This window comes from Pseudomonas fuscovaginae SE-1 (assembly GCF_000364705.1).
Lineage (GTDB): Bacteria > Pseudomonadota > Gammaproteobacteria > Pseudomonadales > Pseudomonadaceae > Aquipseudomonas > Aquipseudomonas fuscovaginae_A.
The window spans coordinates 31097-47280 of sequence record NZ_AQOH01000294.1; the positions used below are offsets into that span (position 1 = coordinate 31097).

Sequence of the window (16184 nt, forward strand, 5' to 3'; positions counted from 1 at the left end):
GGAGCAGCTTTCCTATGTTTTCCAATCTGAGCATTTCACAAAAGCTCTACGCCGGTTTCGGCCTGGTCCTGCTGATCATCGTGGTATTGGTGCTTTCGGCCCTGCGTGGCTTCGACCAGGTCAGCAGCAGCGTCAAAAGCAACATCCACAGTTACGAAGTCCTGAACCAGTCAGGTGCCGTACTGCGCAGCCTGATCAATATCGAGACCGGCATGCGTGGCTACGCACTGACCGGCCGGGACAGCTTCCTGGACCCTCTGCGACAGGGCGAAAAGGCCTTCAGCGACTATTACGGCCAACTCAAGAGTGCCACCGTCGACAACCCTCAACAGCAGACACGCCTGGAGCAGTTGCGCAGCCTGTACCAACAATGGATGAACGATGACATCCAGGCCAATATCACCTTGCGCCAGGAGATCAATGCGGGCCGGCAACCGATCGGCGCCATCGGCGACCGGATCGCGGCCGGCCACGACAAGGCCAAGATGGACGCCATGCGCCAGCTCATCACTCAGTTGCGCGATACGGAAAAAGCCCTGCAGGACGACCGTGCCAATGCCATGTACGACGCCAAATCCGCAGCCTTGACCATTCTCATCGGCGGCGGCGTGGCGGCGGCCGTGCTGGCGGTGCTTATTGCCTGGTCGCTGTCCCGCACCCTGGTCGGGCGTATCCGCCAGGCGGTGGATGTGGCCAGAACCATCGCCGACGGGCACCTCGACAGCACCATCACCAGCAACGGTCGTGATGAGGTCAGCATCCTGCTGCAGGCATTCGCCACCATGCAGGATCGCCTGCGCTCCATGATCGGCGAAATCAAGCGGGGGGCCGAACAGTTGGTGAGCGCATCCGAGAGTATTTCCAGCGCCTCCCTGCAACTCTCGGCCTCGACCCAGGAACAATCGCAATCGGCGTCATCGATGGCCGCGACAGTCGAGGAACTCACGGTCAGCATCAACCACGTTGCGGACAACGCTGGCGATGCGCACACCCTCTCCAGCGAGTCGGGACGGCAGTCGACCGAGGGCGGCAACGTCATCCAGGAGACCCTGGCAAGCATGCGCCTGATTGCCGAGACCGTGCAGGCTTCAGCCAACCAGATCGCCGAGCTGGACCAGCATGCCGAGCAGATCTCCAGCATCGTCAGCGTCATCAAGGGCATTGCCGAACAGACCAACCTGCTGGCGCTCAATGCGGCCATCGAGGCGGCCCGCGCCGGCGAGCAGGGACGTGGCTTCGCCGTGGTGGCCGACGAAGTCCGGCTGCTGGCACAACGCACCGCCAACTCGACCCAGGAAATCACCGAGATGGTGAAGAAAATCCAGCTCGGAACCCGAGATGCGGTAGGCAACATGGATATCGGCGTGAACCAGGTCAAGGGCGGTGTCGAGCAGGCCCAGCAGGCCGGCGAAGCCATCATCCATATCCGCCAGTCGTCGAGCGATGTGGTACGCGTGGTGGACCAGATATCCCTGGCCCTGCGCGAACAGACTGCCGCCAGCCAGGATGTGGCGCGCAACGTCGAGCGCATCGCCCAGATGTCCCAACAGAACAGCCAGGCTGTCGAGCAGACCAGCGAGACCGCACGCGCCCTGCAGCAACTGGCACAGAACCTGGAAAAGCAGGTGAACGTATTCGTGCTCTGAGGGCACGCCGGGGGGCAGCACAGGGAGGTGCGCCCTGCGGGCCGACGGGGCGGAGTGAGCCTGGGCGAGGCCAGGCATTCAAATCAGCGTGGCGTCAGTTCCAGCACCCGGTCACGCCCGCCTTCCGCCAGCAGGTAGCCGCCCTTGCCCGTTCGAATGATCGACTGTGGCGCCTTGAGGAATGACAGGATGGTCTGCTGCCTGCCTTGCGGGTCCACCAGCAGCAAACGCGCGCGATGCGTCGAGTCCTCGCTGATCCACAACCCCCGCTCGTCGCACATCAGGAACGTGGGCTGGTTCAGGTTGCCCAGCACCACCGGGTCACTGCCATCCTCGCTCAATTGGCGCACCACGCCCTCCTTCTTCATGGTGTAGAGCAGCCGTCCATCGGTGCAACGCGTGATGGACTCGGCCTCGTTGAGGTGATCGCGCATCACGGTCAACCGGCCACTGTCCCAGTGATAGCGCAGGAGCCGCCCCTCGCCCTTGTTGTCCTCGATGGCGTACAGATCCTCGCCGTCGTTCCACAGCCCCTGCACGTTATTGCCGAAGAACAGGTTGGTCACCACGCCATCCTTGAGCAAGCTGACCGGCGCCCCGCCCACCTCCTGACTGAACACCCAGCCGCCGCGCGCGGCAACCATGCCATCGGGCTTGGACAGACTGGACACGATCGCTTCGCGCCTTCCATCAGGCTGGATGCGCACGATGCTGCCCTGCCCGCCATTCAGTTCCTGGCTGACCATCAGCGAACCGTCCGGCATGAAAGCCAGGGATGCGGCCTTGGCCACATCACGATAAACCACCCGATAGTCCCAGCCATCGGCCGACTGCACCGGATAGAAGCTCTGCCAGGCGAAAAAGCCCAGGGTGGCGAAACACAGCGAACCGGCCACACCCAGGGCCAGTCGAAGTTTGCGAACCGGTGAAACCGTGCGCTGCACCATGTCGAGCGTTACTGCCATTGGTCACCCTGCCCATAGATACTCGTGAATGTCGGAGACAGACAACGATTGTTGCATGAAGTTGTGGACGTCCCGATACTCCGCCCGCCTGCTCAACCGGGGAGCTTCGCCCTGACGCTCAGCACCAGGAGGTCCGGCGCGTTGCCTCCGGCAGCCGCATGGTCAGATATGGATCCGAGGACTTCCCCGCTGATGACCGAGCCCACGGCGAGCTCCGCATCGAAACAGCCGAAGCACGAGCCATCCCTGGCACATCGAAACTCGCCCCTGCGCAGCACCACCCGATAAACGTCTTCGTCCTCGGTTTCTTCGAGAAAAACCGGTGCCGCACTCTGCAGGATGTCGTAGACAACCATACCAGAGGCGCTACCCGCGACCAGTCGGGTAATCAGCGAAACTGTCATCTCGGCGCTCCTCATACAGCCCCCGTTGCCGTTCAGCTATAGCGGGTTGCGAGTCAAACTGCCATCACTCTTTCGAACTAGTCGTTATGGTCAGTGCAGAAAATTGCTGTTGTTCGAGCCGATGTGAAACCTTCCCGAAGGGGGGCGGTCCCAGGTTGATAGCGTTTAAATATCATTTAGCCATTGCCCAGGGTCATTGTCGCCCTCCAGGAGCGCCTGATGCCCAATACCTTCGACGCCGAACAGCAACGCCTGGCGGCCGTGCACGCTCTACAATGGCTGGAAACCGCCAACAACGAGAACTTCGACCGCATCTGCCGGTTGGCGGCTGCCTATTTCAAGGTACCGACGGCGCTGATCTCGCTGGTGGAAAAGGATCGCCAGTGGTTCGTCAGTCGTGTCGGTTTCAAGGCCCGCCAAACGCCTATCGAACAATCGTTCTGCCGCTACAGCCTGGGACAACCGGGGGTCATGCACGTGCCCGACGCACGCGAGGACGAGCGCTTCGTCCATAACCCCCTGGTGACGGCTGCCGATGGCATCTGTTTCTATGCCGGCGCGCCGTTGCGTGACCGCAACGGTTTGGCCCTGGGCAGCTTGTGCATCATCGACAAGGTCCACCATCCGTTGGAGCCCCACGAACTGAGGGCGCTGGAAGACTTCGCGGAAATGGTCATGGTGCAGATCGAACAGAGCCAACTGCTGCGCTACCGTGACCCCGTCAGCAGGTTGCCCAACCTGCCGCAGCTCATGGTCGACACCCAGGGCCTGGCCGATACCGATGCCAGCGCGCGCCTGCTGATGGTCATGCGGCTCCAGGACAACTACCGCAACTACCTCGACGACCGCCGGGATCCGGAGGACGGTTTCACCGACGGCCAGTCGTGGCGCCGCGAAACCGCCCGGCGCCTGAGTGAACGCCTGGAAGGCGTGGCGCAGCTCTACCATATCGGCGAACGGGACTTCTGCGTGTTGCTCAACTGCAGCGCCCAGCGCCAGCAGGAGTTGTTTCGCGCCCTGGTGGCGCTGGTCAGCGAACCGTTCGCGCCCCAGGCCATGAGCATCGGTGTCGCCACTTGCGAACTCGGCAATCAGCCGGCCGCCGACCTGCTAAGCAAGGCCACCCACGCGGTCGAGCTGGCGATCTCGCGCCACCATCCCTGGGCGGTCTACGATGAAACCCAGGATCGTGCGCAACGACGGGCATTCACGCTGCTCAATGACTTCCCCACGGCACTGGACAATGGCGAACTGTTCCTGGAGTACCAGCCGCGCTTCAGCCTGCAAGATGGCCGCCTGCTCAGTGCCGAAGCCCTGATCCGCTGGCAACACCCGAGCCTGGGGGCCATATCGCCCGCCGAATTCATCCCCCTGATCGAAGGCGCCGGGCAGATCAGCCGTGTCACCTGCTGGGTGATCGACCGCGCCCTGAATGAACTGGCGGCCTGGAACGACGACGAAATCCGCCTGGCCATCAACCTTTCGGCCCAGGACTTCAAGGGCCTGGACATCGCCAGCACCCTGAGCCGCGCCTGCCAGCGTTCCCGCATCGCGTCGTCACGGCTGGAAGTGGAGATCACCGAGGGCGAATGGATCAGGGCCGACCCGCAGGTCATCAGCCAGTTGGCGGCTGTGCGCGAATTGGGCGTGGACGTGGCCATCGATGATTTCGGCACCGGCTACAGCAACTTTGCCTACCTGCATGAAATACCCGCCAATGTGCTGAAGCTGGACAAGTCACTGGTGACCGGCCTCGAACACTGCCCGCGCAACCGCATCATCGCCCGCTCAGTGTTCCAGTTGGCCCATGAGCTGGGCTACCGCACCGTGGCCGAAGGCATCGAAACCTTCCGTTGCCTGAACCTGGTGCGCGAATACGGCTGCCATGAAGCCCAAGGCTATTTCCTCAGCCGGCCCCTGCCACTGGCGCACTTCATACGGCCCAGCGATGACATCGCCCTGAGCTTCAATCCCCGTCAGCCGGCGCGCAGCGGGGCGCCGCTGACGGTCGCCATGAAAGTCTGAACAGGTCGGCCTGGCGCGGCGCTTAACGCCCCAGGCTGGCGTACTGAAAGCAGGCAAACGACATCGCCTCGAAGCGGCTGGCTATCGCTCCACTCCCGACTCGGACGGCCAGCAGACCTCTGGCAGTGCTTCAAATTGAGGTCGCCCAAACAGAAAGCCCTGGAACAAGTTGACCCCCATGCCATGCAGCTTCAGGTATTCCTCGGCCGTTTCCACTCCTTCGGCGATCACTGAAATCCCAAGCGACTGGCAGATGCCGAGAATGCCTTCGGTGATGGCAGAACGGACTTTGTCCTGATGGATGTTTCTGATCAGTTGCATATCCAACTTGATGATATCCGGCTGAAACTCCGCCAGCAGCCCCAGCCCCGAGTAACCCGCACCAAAATCGTCGATGGCGGTCTGAAAGCCCTGGCGTTTGTATTCGAGCAGGATGTTCTTGAGGTGCTGTTTCTCCACGACCTGCTCGTTCTCGGTGATCTCGAAGATGATACGGCGGATCGGAAAGTCGTATCGTCTTGCCGCATCCAATGTGGCACGAATGCAAGTCTCAGCCTGGTAGACGGCATTGGGCAGGAAATTGATGCTCAGGTAACAGGGCACCTTGAGCCTGGCGGCCAACTCGACCGCCTTTATCCGGCAAGCCTGGTCGAAGGCATAGCGATTTTCTTCGCTCACTCTGTCCAGAATCCCTTGGGCACCGCTTCCGTCCGTTCCTCGAACAAGTGACTCGTAGGCAAAAATCTTCCGGGTTCTGGCGTCGACGATGGGCTGGAACGCCATGCTGAACTCAAACGCAAGCTTCTGGCCGTCCCTGCAGTTTCGGCAGCCAACCGGACGGTTCGATACGAGCGAACGGTCGTGCGGATTCATCTTTCTTACCTCAGCGGTTCATGAGCCTGGGGCAGCTGACGTTGCCGTGGGTATTCGCGCACCGGCTGGACTTTCCTGACCAATAGGGCATGAACAATTGGCACTCTGGCACCAATCCGTCATCGATAATAGTTTTACCGTAAAGAAAATTGTAAACGTGGCCTTTTTTCAACGGCCTCACTCCTGTTCACAAGGGCCGGATGAACGGGCTAGCGCACCTTGGGCGCGCCGCACATCATTGCAGCCGGACGGCTGCGGACATGACCCAAAGCATGAACAGACGAGAAACTGCCACGACAGCGCCCCGATGGAGCGGCTGTTTCGTAGCGTGAAAACGCAGTGGGGGCCGACAGTGGGTTAGAGGATGACAGCCCTTGGATGGCAGGCCCTGGCCTCAGTAAAACCCAATTATTGCGACCATGATTTGACAATGCCGTTCTTGTCGAACGTGACACTAAGGTAGCTGCTGTCATGGGTTTTATTGCCTGACAGTTCTTTAATCGAGTTATTCGCCTTGTCCAGATCATAAGTTTTATTGCTGGCCTGGGCGAGAGCCGACTTTGCGGAATCGGCACCAGGAAGCGTACCCACCAGATTGTAAAGCGATGTCAGATTGTCTCGTGCGGTACGTTTCTTGTAAACAACACTGGAACTGCCATCACTGTAATTGCTTTTAGAGTCCGGTTCACCATACAAGCTCACCACTTCAGCCTGAGTGGTTTTACCCTTGAAGATATGGGACGCCACGTAGCTTTCCGAGAACTTTTCATCCCCCATTACCGACGGCATTGAAGGCATTGAGCTGCAGCCGCTGGTAATGACCGAACTTAAAACCGCCATTGAAATCCATCTTTTCATCCCTACCCCCTCGGCTATGTACTTGAACCGTTATTTCTATATTCGCGATTGAGCCTTGCCCACGAAACATCCGCCGAGCCGGGGGTGAATAAACACGCCCTTGATACTCGGCAACAAGAGCTGAACCCGCTCCGAAACCATTCGACACCGATTATAAAGTTACACTTGAACGCCCGAGAAAATTCTCTTGCCCGTGCGTCTCAAACTGTTGCCTGTGCGTTTCGGTCGGCCTGCATCCGATCAAGGATCTTTTGCAGGGAAAACCCGGTGTGCGCAGGGTTGGACTTTGCCGTGTGACGGAGCCGGCCGGAAGCGGCCTGCTCCCGGGCTTCCGTGGGGGAGTACCCGAACGCGGCCTTGAACGAGCGACTGAAATGCGCGTTGCTTTTAAAACCGAACTGGAACCCCAGGCTGGAAATACGCTGCGGGTTGCCGAGGTCGCTCTGAAGAAGCTCCCGAGCCTTGTTCAATCGGCGTAACTGAATGTAGGCCGACACTCCCGACTCTTGTGCGAACAAACGGTACAAACGTGCTCGTGAAAGGCCCAACTGCCCGGCCACGAGGGCCGGAGACAGGTCGGGCCGGTGCAGTTGCTGTTCAATCAGTTGACGCGCGCGATTGAGCAGCGTGTGATCGATCTGCGCCTCGGCATCCGTGAAGTTGGCGGCACTGGGCGCCAGTGCGGCGGCGACCATGGCCAGCGTAGCCTGTTGAACGTAGGGAATGTCGTCGGGCTTGAGGTCAGGCAACCGATGCCGCAAGGCGCGCATGTGATCGGCCAGCAAGTCGCCCAACACCCCCTGCAGTACCCGCCCGTGAAGGTCCCTGGAGCCCAGGCGGGCGCTGAGGACGTCGCGAGGGATCGTGAGAATGATCGTATCGCCGGCGGCAATCACGCTATCGAGCTCGCGAGCCAGGTCGAGCACGTAGATCTGCGAATGCCCCGCGGCAAGCGTTGTGCGCCCTGCCGAACCATGGATGGAATGAGAGAGGCTCAGGCAGATGTAGTAATGATCGAGCCCATCACGGCGAATCATCTGCAGGGGCCGTTTCACACCGTAGTGCACCGGCGCGCACTCCCCCTCCCAAACACCGCACCCCATCAGGATTTCGCCAACAAAACTGGTCGTCAGGCGATAATTGAACCCTGATGACTCCGTTTTGCCGATATTGATGTCGAAAATGGCATTGACCTCCTCACGCCAGGCCTCGAATCGCGACCTGGGAGGAAGCGCCTGGGTACTGAACGTAAAAACCGGATTTCCCATGACGTATCGACTCGGTGATGACGGCTCATATTGGACTGGAACAACGGCGCAGTCAGGCTTTGCTCAGGAGGCGCCTGCTGGCGGGCCAGGCAAAAAGCTGGCCGAGCGGCACAGATGATCCATACTCCTGCGGTCGTATTACAAGAGGGTCGATGCCGTCATGGGCAACCGCACCGAAGAAGGTATCTATCGCCGGGCATTCGAGTCGTCCTCGGTGGGGTTGGCCCTGCTCGGGCTGGACGGCCGGGTCCAGCACGCCAATCGGGCCCTGGCGCGAATGCTCGGCCAGCCCGAGGCCGCCCTGCTGGGCTGTTCGCTGGACACGCTGGTGCATCCGCACGATCGCCGTGCCGTGGAGCGTGCCTTCGACCGTGCCCGACGCCAACATGAAGACATCGATTACGGCGAGATCCGCCTGGCGACACCAGACGCCGATGCGCAATGGGTGCACCTGGGCATGCAGATGGTCGAGGATGACGCGGGCGTCCCTTCCCATTGCCTGATTCGCCTGGAGCCGTCCCTGAGGCACCACCAGCACGCCGAGCAGATGTACCTGCTGAGCTACGCCCTGGACCACACCGCCGACGGGGTGCTGCTGCTGGATAGCCATCGACGCATCCGCTATCTCAATGAAGCCGCCTGCCGTCTCTCCGGGCAAACGCGCCAGCGCCTGCTGGGCCAGCCTCTGGCTGGCGTGCTGGCACCGGTCGCTGAGCAATTGGCAGGCCTGCTGGAGAACGACGAGAGCCCTCAGGAGGGCGCGCAAGCGCAACGGGTATTCAGTTGCGAATTGATCGTGCCCGGCGAGGACTATCCCCGTTATGTCACCATCCAGCTCAACCATTTCCGCTATGACCGACGCCCCTATAGCCTGGCTTTGATCCACGATTTCTCCGAACAACGGCACATCGCCGGGACCCTGCTGCGCAACGAGCGTCAGCTCCGCGCGCTGATCGAAAACACCCACGATGCCATTGGCCGGCTGACCCCCGACTTCCGTCTGATCTACGCCAACCCGGCCCTGGAAGCGCTGTGCCGCCTGCCATTGGTGGAGGCCCGCGGTCGACCGGCCCGGGAAGCCTTCGGCGACAACTCTCAGGTGGATATCATGGCTGACCTGGTGCGCGAGGTCGCCTCCACCGGCGAGTCGAGGGAGGAGGAACTGATTCATGGGATCGACGGCCCCGCCGACCAGCAGATCCACTATCTCATTCAGCTCGTGCCGGAGCGGAACGCGCAGGGCGAGGTGACCAGCGTCATCTCGGTGGCCCGTGACATCACGGGCATCCGCAAGGCCGAGCGGCGCCTGGCCGCCAGCAACCGTCAGTTGCGCGAACTCTCCAGCCGTCGGGAAAGCGCCCGAGAGGAAGAGCGCAAGCTGATCGCCCAGGAGATCCACGACGAACTGGGTCAGCACCTGACGGCCCTGCGCATGGGCATTTCCCTGCTGCGCCTGAAGCACGCAGAGCAGGCACCCGGACTTGGCGATGGCGTGGAATCGCTCATGGCGCTGTGCGACCGTACCATCGGCGTGGTCCGATCCATCGCCACCAGCCTGCGGCCTGCCGCTCTCAACATGGGACTGTACCCTGCCCTGGAATGGCTGATCGACGAGTTCCGCAGCCACCACACGCACATCGCCTGTGAACTGCTGTCCCCCAGCGGCGCGCCGGCCCTGGGCGACGGCCAGGCCACCACTGCGTTTCGTATCGTGCAAGAAGCGCTGACCAACATCGCCCGCCATTCCGGTGCCACTCGTGCGATCATCAGCCTCGAGTGCGTCGACGATCGCTATGTCCTTGACATTACCGACAACGGCCATGGCTTCGACCCGGCCAAGGTCGGCAAGCATTCGCTCGGACTGGCCGGCATGCGCGAGCGCGGCGCCAGCCTGGGCGGTGAAGTCGTGATCTTCAGCCACCCGGGCCATGGCACCACGGTACAGGCCACCTTTCCCGTCAACGAGCCCAGGGAGCCCCTATGATCCGCCTCTTCATCGCCGATGACCATGCCATCATGCGTGGCGGCCTCAAGCAGTTGATCGAGTTCGATCGCCGTCTTCAGGTGGCGGCGGAAGCCGAGAATGGCGCCCAGGTGCTGGAGCGGCTGCGCGAAAGCGGATTCGACCTGCTGTTGCTGGACATGAGCATGCCCGGCCTCAGCGGCGAGGACCTGATCAGCCGCGTGCATGCCCGCTATCCGAAACTGCCCATCCTGGTCCTGAGCATGCACAACGAGGCTCAGATCGCCCAGCGCGCCTTGCGCGCCGGAGCCAACGGCTATCTGACCAAGGACCACAACCCGGAAACCCTTCTTGCCGCAATCCACAAGGTTGCGGGAGGCGGCCGCTACCTGGACCCCCGCATTGCCGAACAGCTCGCCTTCGCCAGCAGCAGCCCGTCGGACGATGCCTCCACTCAGCTCTCCGATCGCGAGTTCCAGATTCTGCGACTGCTGGGCAAGGGCTTGAGCGTCAACCAGATCGCGGACCAGTTGGTGATCAGCAACAAGACCGTCAGCACCCACAAGGCCCGGTTGATGGAGAAGATGGGGTTCACCTGCAATGCCGAAATCATCAAGTACGCCATGACCCACGGCCTGACGGCCTGACCCGCCCCGCCTGGAAGGGCTTCGCCGCTCAGTCCCGACGCGAGGCAGTCCTCGTGGCCTGTCTGGAGACAGCCGTAGCCCGCCCCTCAGGAAATCCCTACAGAAAAGAAAGATGTCCTTATGCCATCACCGGGATAGGACGATAGAACCTGGCGCACCGTACGCCCATTCTGAGCACACCCCCGCAGCACGACACCGCTGCGGGCCTTGTGTTCTGAAGGAGCGTGACAGTGACCCGTCCAAGCCCGATTTCCAGTGCCTCCTGGCGCCCCATCGCCCTCTGCGGTTTCGGTTGCGCGGTGCTGTTCTGGCTGGCCAGCCGGTTTCCCTCCCCGGCCTGGGCCCTGGCGGCCGGTGCGCCTGCTCTGCTGCTTGGGCTCGTCCTTGCCCGCTGCCGCAACACCTACGAACAGAGACTGAGCCGTGCCGAAAACGAGGCGCTTGCCGAAAGCGCGCGTACCGATGCCGAGCGGCATGTCCAAGGGCTGGCGGAGCTGTGCATTCGCATCGCGCCCATCTGGTCGGCGCAGATCGAATCGGCCCGCCAGCAGACTCAAACCGCTATCGAGGCGCTGTCTGAACGCTTCTCCCGTCTGGCCGGCCGCATCAGCGCCGCAGCCTCCCATGGCATGCAGGCCGACAGTGACTCACTGATCAACCTGCTCGCCCAGAGTGAAGTGGAACTCGATGGCATCGTCAGCCAACTGCGCCTGGCGCTCTCCAGCAAGGAGAGCACGCTGCAGGAAATGGAGCGGCTCAACAGCTACACCGCCCAACTGCGTACGATGGCCAAGGAAGTGGGTGATGTCGCCAAGCAGACCAACCTGCTGGCACTCAACGCCGCCATCGAAGCCGCCCGGGCCGACGAGGCCGGCCGCGGCTTCTCCGTCGTGGCTGACGAAGTGCGCAAGCTTTCCACCCTCTCCGAGGAAACCGGCCAGCGCATTGCCGACATGATCGAGACTGTCAGCGACGCCATCGAACGTGCCCTGCATCACTCCAACGAGCATGCCAGCCGCGATGCCGGCATCCTGGAGCAGGCCAGCCAGGAGATCCGTCAGGTGATCGGACTCTTCCAGACCGGTGCCAACCGCCTGGTGGAACAGGGCAACGTCCTGCACAACGACAACGCCGCGGTTGGAGAGGAAATCGGCGAAGTACTCGTCGCACTGCAGTTCCAGGACCGTGTCAGCCAGATGCTCGGCCACATGCGCGACGACATCGGCCGCCTGGCCCGGCATCTGGAAGAAGACGCTGCGCGCCATGTGGATGCCCGCTCCTGGCTCGACGAACTCTCTCGCACCTACACCACCCCCGAACAACACGCCATCCACAGCGGCCGCAAGAGCGGTGCTGGCGTGGCCGACTCCACTTCCGACATCACCTTTTTCTGAGGACAGGCCATGGCCAAGACCATTCTGATCGTCGACGACTCCGCCTCCATCCGCCAAGTGGTGGGCATGACGCTGAAAAACGCCGGCTACGAAGTGCTGGAAGGCGTCGACGGCAAGGACGCGCTGACCAAACTCGATGGACGCAAAGTGCACCTGATCATCAGCGACGTGAACATGCCGAACATGGACGGCATCACGTTTGTGAAGAACGTCAAGCAACTGGCGGCCTACAGGTTCACCCCGGTGATCATGCTCACCACCGAGTCCGGCGACGCCATGAAGGCGCAAGGCCAGGCTGCGGGGGCCAAGGCCTGGGTGGTCAAACCGTTCCAGCCGGCCCAGATGCTGACGGCCGTTTCCAAGCTGATCCTGCCCTGATCCGGAGCCCCCCATGAACACACTCAAAACCCCCGATGGCAGTCGCCGCCTGGTCCTGGACGGCGCGCTGACCATCTACACCGCCGCCGACACCAAGCTCCTGCTGGCCAACGCCCTGCGTGGCGCCGTCGACCTGCACCTGGATCTCAGTGCCATCGAGGAAGTCGATTGCGCTGGTCTGCAACTGCTGCTGGCAACCTGCAAGGAAGCCAGCCGCCAGCAGGTCAGCCTGAGCCTCGAAGGAGCCAGCGCGGCCATGACCGAGATCTTGCAACTGAGCGGGCTACGTGACCTGCTCCCTATCGAAGGGGCACGCCGATGAATCTCGACAATGTGATCGGCACCTTCATCGCCGAAAGCCGGGAATTGCTGCTGCAGATGGAGGATGCGTTGCTGCAGATCGAGCAGTCCCCGGATGACGCCGAACTCATCAACGCCATCTTCCGTGCCGCCCATACCATCAAGGGTTCCTCCGGGCTGTTCGGCTTTGACTCCATCGTCGCCTTCACCCATGTGGCCGAAAGCGTCCTGGATCGCGTCCGCGCCGGCGAGCTCCCCTTCAGTGCCGATCTCAGTGCCCTGATGCTGCTGGTGGGCGACCACCTCACCGGCCTGGTGAACCATGTTGCCGAGGGACGCGACCTGGCCGAACTGCCGCAAGACATGTGCATTCATGAAGCGGAACTGGTGGCACGGCTCAGCCAGTACCTGGGCGTGGCGACCGCACACTCCGCTCCAGCGTCCGTGGCGCCTGCGACGCTATCCAGCGATGGGGTTGCCAGCCGGCACTGGCACTTGTCCTTGCGCTTTGGCATCGACAGCCTGCGCAATGGGATGGACCCGGTGGCCTTCGTGCGCTACCTGCGCACCTTTGGTGAGCTGCGGCACGTCGAGCCGGTAGTCGATCACCTGCCCGAACTCGACACGCTTGACCCGGAAGCCTGCTACCTGGGCCTGGAAGTCGCCTTCGCCAGCGAGGCCGACCAGGCGGTGATCGAAGGTGCCTTCGACTTTGTCCGGGAGGACGGGCGCATCCGCATCCTGGCCCCTGGCGACTCGCTCGCCCGCTATGCCGACCTGCTGGCCGAACAGCTCGACGAAGGCGATGCCCAGCGCCAGCGCCTGTTGCGTTGCGGCACCCTCAGCGAGACCGAGCTGGCCCGACTGGGCGGCACGCCTGCCACTGAAACCGCGCAAGCCGCCACCCCCGGCGCAGCGGGCAGCGTCGACTCGAGCGATAGCGGCGCCGTGGGCAAGCCCGCCAAGGAAACCACCCGCGCCTCCGGCGAGGCCAACCTGATCCGCGTCGATGCCGGCAAGCTGGACCAACTGATCAACCTGGTGGGCGAGCTGATCATCGCCGGTGCCAACACCCGCATGCTCGCCCAGGGCAGCGGCCTGCTGAGCATGGGTGAATCCGCCGAGACGCTCTCACGCCTGGTGGAGGAAGTGCGCGACTGCGCACTGACCCTGCGCATGGTGCAGATCGGTACCACGTTCAACCGCTTCCAGCGGGTGGTGCGCGACGTCTCCAAGGAGTTGGGCAAGGACATCATCCTGCACATCAGCGGCGGCGACACCGAGCTGGACAAAACGGTGGTCGAGAGGATCGGCGACCCGCTCACCCACCTGGTGCGCAATGCCATGGACCATGGCATCGAGTCGGCCGAACAGCGCCAGGCCAGCGGCAAACCCCTGCAGGGCGTGGTACGGCTGAACGCCTATCACGAGGCCGGGGGCATCGTCATCGAGGTGAGCGACGATGGTGGCGGCCTCAACCCGCAGAGGATTCTCGCCAAGGCCGTACAGCGCGGGCTGGTCAGTGAAGGCCAGACACTGCCGGACAAGGACATCTTCAACCTGATCTTCGAGCCCGGCTTTTCCACTGCCGAGCAGATCAGCAACCTCTCCGGCCGCGGCGTCGGCATGGACGTGGTCAAGCGCAACATCACCGCCCTGCGGGGCACCGTGGAGCTCGACAGCCAGTTGGGCGTCGGTACACGCGTGCGCATTCGCCTGCCGCTCACCCTGGCGATCATCGACGGTTTCCTGATCGGCGTCGGCACGTCCAGCTACGTGGTCCCCCTGGACATGGTCGAGGAATGCATCGAGCTGCCCGGCGGCGACCTCGACGACCTCGATCAGTTGGACCTGCGCGGTGATGTGCTGCCCTTCATCCGCCTGCGCCATCTCTTCGACGAAACCAGCCCGCGCCCCCGTCGGGAGAACGTGGTGGTCGTCAGCTATGCCGGGGTGCGTGCCGGCCTGGTGGTAGATCAACTGCTGGGCGAATTCCAGACCGTGATCAAGCCGCTGGGCAAGGTGTTCGGACAGATCCCGGCCCTCTCCGGCTTCACGATCCTGGGCAGCGGCGCCGTGGCGTTGATCCTGGACATCCCCGGTTTGCTCGCTCAATTCACACAGCCCGCCCGCCCCAGCGCCTCAGGCGCTGCCCTTGCCCAATGGAGTAGCCAGCCATGAACATCGCCCTGCGTATCCTCGCCTTGACCGCGACCGCCCTCTTCGCCCTGCTGGCCCTGGCCCTGGCATCGAACCAGGCTGTCGCCCTGATCATCCCCATCGCCATCGTGGCAGCCGTTGTCATCGCTCTCCAGGGATGGCAACTGCAACACAGCCTGGCGAACCAGCTCGGCGGTGACCTCCAGGCACTGGTCGAGCTGGGTCAGCAACTGGTGCGTGGTGAAACCAGCCCGACACCGCCCGCACCCGCCGTCGCCGGCTCGCTGCGGGGCACTCTGCAACAGCTCAGCGTTCAGATAGAGGGGCTTGCACAGAACCTGCAACACGTTCTTGAAGAACACGCACGCGGTGACATCGATGTCGCCCTGAACACCCGCCTGCCTGGCCTCTACGGTGAAATGGCCCAAGGCATCAATACGCTCGTGGCGAGCCACATCGACGTGAAGAAAAAGGCCATGGCCTGCGTCTTCGCGATCGCCCAAGGGAACCTCGGTGCTCCGCTGGAGGCCTTCCCGGGCAAGAAAGCCTTCATCAATGAAAACGTCGAGACCTTGCGTGGCAACCTCACCAGCCTGCTGAGCGAAATGCGCCGCATGTCAGACGAGCACGACAAGGGCGACATCGACGTCGTCATCGATGCCTCGCGCTTCCAGGGCAGCTATGGAGAAATTGCCCAGGGCATCAACGACATGGTTGCAGGCCATATCAGCGTGAAGAAAAAGGCCATGGCCTGCATCAAGGCCTTCAGCGAAGGTGACCTGACCGCGCCCCTGGAGCGCTTCCCAGGCAAGAAGGCTTTCATCAACGATAGTATCGAGACCTTGCGGCGCAACATCCAGGCCCTGATCGAAGACACCCAGATGCTCAGCCAGGCCGCCCTGGACGGCCGCCTCGATACCCGCGCCGATGCCAGTCGCCATGAAGGAGACTTCCGCCGCATCGTCAACGGCATCAACGATACGCTGGAAGCCATCGTCACTCCGCTGCGCGAAGCCATGAACGTGATCGAGGGAATGGCCAGCGGCGATCTGACACGCACCATGGACGGCCGCTACAACGGACACCTGGACGAACTGCAGCAGTCGCTCAATGCAACGGTAAGCAAACTGGCCGACGTCATTGGTCAGGTCCACCAGTCCACCAGCATGCTCAGCAGCGCCGCCGAGGAAATCTCCGCCACCGCGCAGAGCCTGAGCGAGGCAGCGTCCAGTCAAGCCGCTTCGGTCGAGGAAACCAGCGCCTCGATGGAGCAGATGTCCGCCTCCATTGCCCAGAACACCGA

13 protein-coding genes and 2 pseudogenes are annotated in these 16184 nt (G+C 62.4%); 10 read left to right on the plus strand and 5 right to left on the minus strand.

All coding sequences use genetic code 11. The annotated features are described in order from the left end of the window. Positions 1-14: 14 nt before the first annotated feature. Positions 15-788, plus strand: a pseudogene (locus K675_RS34265) (CHASE3 domain-containing protein); the annotation flags it as partial. A gap of 267 nt (positions 789-1055) precedes the next feature. Continuing rightward, positions 1056-1646, plus strand: a pseudogene (locus K675_RS34270) (methyl-accepting chemotaxis protein); the annotation flags it as partial. 83 nt (positions 1647-1729) lie between these two features. Here the strand turns inward: K675_RS34270 and K675_RS0123770 are convergent. Together K675_RS0123770 and K675_RS0123775 are read right to left on the minus strand one after the other, a co-directional pair. Continuing rightward, the gene (locus K675_RS0123770) at positions 1730-2611 is read right to left on the minus strand and encodes a hypothetical protein (RefSeq protein WP_232434469.1); all 882 of its coding nucleotides are present in this window, start codon (positions 2609-2611) and stop codon (positions 1730-1732) included. A gap of 92 nt (positions 2612-2703) precedes the next feature. Further along, complete coding sequence (locus K675_RS0123775; protein ID WP_017905974.1) at positions 2704-3015, minus strand: hypothetical protein; 312 nt, start codon at positions 3013-3015, stop codon at positions 2704-2706. Between the two features lie 219 nt (positions 3016-3234). Here K675_RS0123775 and K675_RS0123780 point away from each other — a divergent pair, with 219 nt between their 5' ends. After that, positions 3235-5040, plus strand: coding sequence for a sensor domain-containing phosphodiesterase (locus tag K675_RS0123780; RefSeq protein ID WP_017905975.1), 1806 nt, complete (start codon positions 3235-3237; stop codon positions 5038-5040). 81 nt (positions 5041-5121) lie between these two features. On the opposite strand, the gene K675_RS0123785 is transcribed toward K675_RS0123780, so the two are convergent. From K675_RS0123785 to K675_RS0123795, 3 genes are all read right to left on the minus strand, one after another. After that, complete coding sequence (locus tag K675_RS0123785; protein WP_017905976.1) at positions 5122-5913, minus strand: EAL domain-containing protein; 792 nt, start codon at positions 5911-5913, stop codon at positions 5122-5124. A gap of 408 nt (positions 5914-6321) precedes the next feature. After that, the gene (locus tag K675_RS0123790) at positions 6322-6771 is read right to left on the minus strand and encodes a hypothetical protein (protein WP_026145490.1); all 450 of its coding nucleotides are present in this window, start codon (positions 6769-6771) and stop codon (positions 6322-6324) included. A gap of 200 nt (positions 6772-6971) precedes the next feature. After that, positions 6972-8039, minus strand: coding sequence for a helix-turn-helix domain-containing protein (locus tag K675_RS0123795; protein ID WP_017905978.1), 1068 nt, complete (start codon positions 8037-8039; stop codon positions 6972-6974). Positions 8040-8199: 160 nt separating this feature from the next. On the opposite strand from K675_RS0123795, the gene K675_RS0123800 reads away from it, so the two are divergent. The 7 genes from K675_RS0123800 to K675_RS31310 form a co-directional block, all read left to right on the plus strand. Beyond that, positions 8200-10023 (plus strand): PAS domain-containing protein, encoded by a 1824-nt coding sequence (locus K675_RS0123800; protein ID WP_017905979.1) that lies wholly within the window; start codon positions 8200-8202, stop codon positions 10021-10023. After that, the gene (locus K675_RS0123805; RefSeq protein ID WP_017905980.1) at positions 10020-10649 is read left to right on the plus strand and encodes a response regulator; all 630 of its coding nucleotides are present in this window, start codon (positions 10020-10022) and stop codon (positions 10647-10649) included. Before K675_RS0123800 ends, K675_RS0123805 begins: the two co-directional genes overlap by 4 nt. Before the next feature lie 629 nt (positions 10650-11278). Beyond that, on the plus strand, positions 11279-12043 hold the full coding sequence (locus K675_RS0123810; protein ID WP_420066347.1) for a methyl-accepting chemotaxis protein: 765 nt from the start codon (positions 11279-11281) through the stop codon (positions 12041-12043). Between the two features lie 9 nt (positions 12044-12052). After that, positions 12053-12421, plus strand: a complete 369-nt coding sequence (locus K675_RS0123815; protein ID WP_017905982.1) for a response regulator — start codon at positions 12053-12055, stop codon at positions 12419-12421. A gap of 13 nt (positions 12422-12434) precedes the next feature. Then, positions 12435-12743: an STAS domain-containing protein gene (locus K675_RS0123820; protein WP_017905983.1), complete on the plus strand. Its 309-nt coding sequence runs from the start codon at positions 12435-12437 to the stop codon at positions 12741-12743. Continuing rightward, complete coding sequence (locus K675_RS31305; RefSeq protein WP_017905984.1) at positions 12740-14902, plus strand: chemotaxis protein CheA; 2163 nt, start codon at positions 12740-12742, stop codon at positions 14900-14902. Before K675_RS0123820 ends, K675_RS31305 begins: the two co-directional genes overlap by 4 nt. After that, the coding region (locus K675_RS31310; RefSeq protein ID WP_017905985.1) for a HAMP domain-containing protein at positions 14899-16184 on the plus strand (1286 nt) is incomplete at its 3' end. The genes K675_RS31305 and K675_RS31310, both read left to right, overlap by 4 nt.

What these genes read in the sequence shown, in the direction of transcription:
- K675_RS0123780 (WP_017905975.1), top strand. Translation starts at nt 3,235, where the DNA reads ATGCCCAATACCTTCGACGCCGAACAGCAACGCCTGGCGGCCGTGCAC.
- K675_RS0123800 (WP_017905979.1), top strand. Translation starts at nt 8,200, where the DNA reads ATGGGCAACCGCACCGAAGAAGGTATCTATCGCCGGGCATTCGAGTCG.
- K675_RS0123820 (WP_017905983.1), top strand. Translation starts at nt 12,435, where the DNA reads ATGAACACACTCAAAACCCCCGATGGCAGTCGCCGCCTGGTCCTGGAC.
- K675_RS0123815 (WP_017905982.1), top strand. Translation starts at nt 12,053, where the DNA reads ATGGCCAAGACCATTCTGATCGTCGACGACTCCGCCTCCATCCGCCAA.
- K675_RS0123770 (WP_232434469.1), bottom strand. Translation starts at nt 2,611, where the DNA reads ATGGCAGTAACGCTCGACATGGTGCAGCGCACGGTTTCACCGGTTCGC.
- K675_RS0123785 (WP_017905976.1), bottom strand. Translation starts at nt 5,913, where the DNA reads ATGAATCCGCACGACCGTTCGCTCGTATCGAACCGTCCGGTTGGCTGC.
- K675_RS0123775 (WP_017905974.1), bottom strand. Translation starts at nt 3,015, where the DNA reads ATGACAGTTTCGCTGATTACCCGACTGGTCGCGGGTAGCGCCTCTGGT.
- K675_RS0123805 (WP_017905980.1), top strand. Translation starts at nt 10,020, where the DNA reads ATGATCCGCCTCTTCATCGCCGATGACCATGCCATCATGCGTGGCGGC.
- K675_RS0123795 (WP_017905978.1), bottom strand. Translation starts at nt 8,039, where the DNA reads ATGGGAAATCCGGTTTTTACGTTCAGTACCCAGGCGCTTCCTCCCAGG.
- K675_RS0123810 (WP_420066347.1), top strand. Translation starts at nt 11,279, where the DNA reads ATGCAGGCCGACAGTGACTCACTGATCAACCTGCTCGCCCAGAGTGAA.
- K675_RS31305 (WP_017905984.1), top strand. Translation starts at nt 12,740, where the DNA reads ATGAATCTCGACAATGTGATCGGCACCTTCATCGCCGAAAGCCGGGAA.
- K675_RS0123790 (WP_026145490.1), bottom strand. Translation starts at nt 6,771, where the DNA reads ATGAAAAGATGGATTTCAATGGCGGTTTTAAGTTCGGTCATTACCAGC.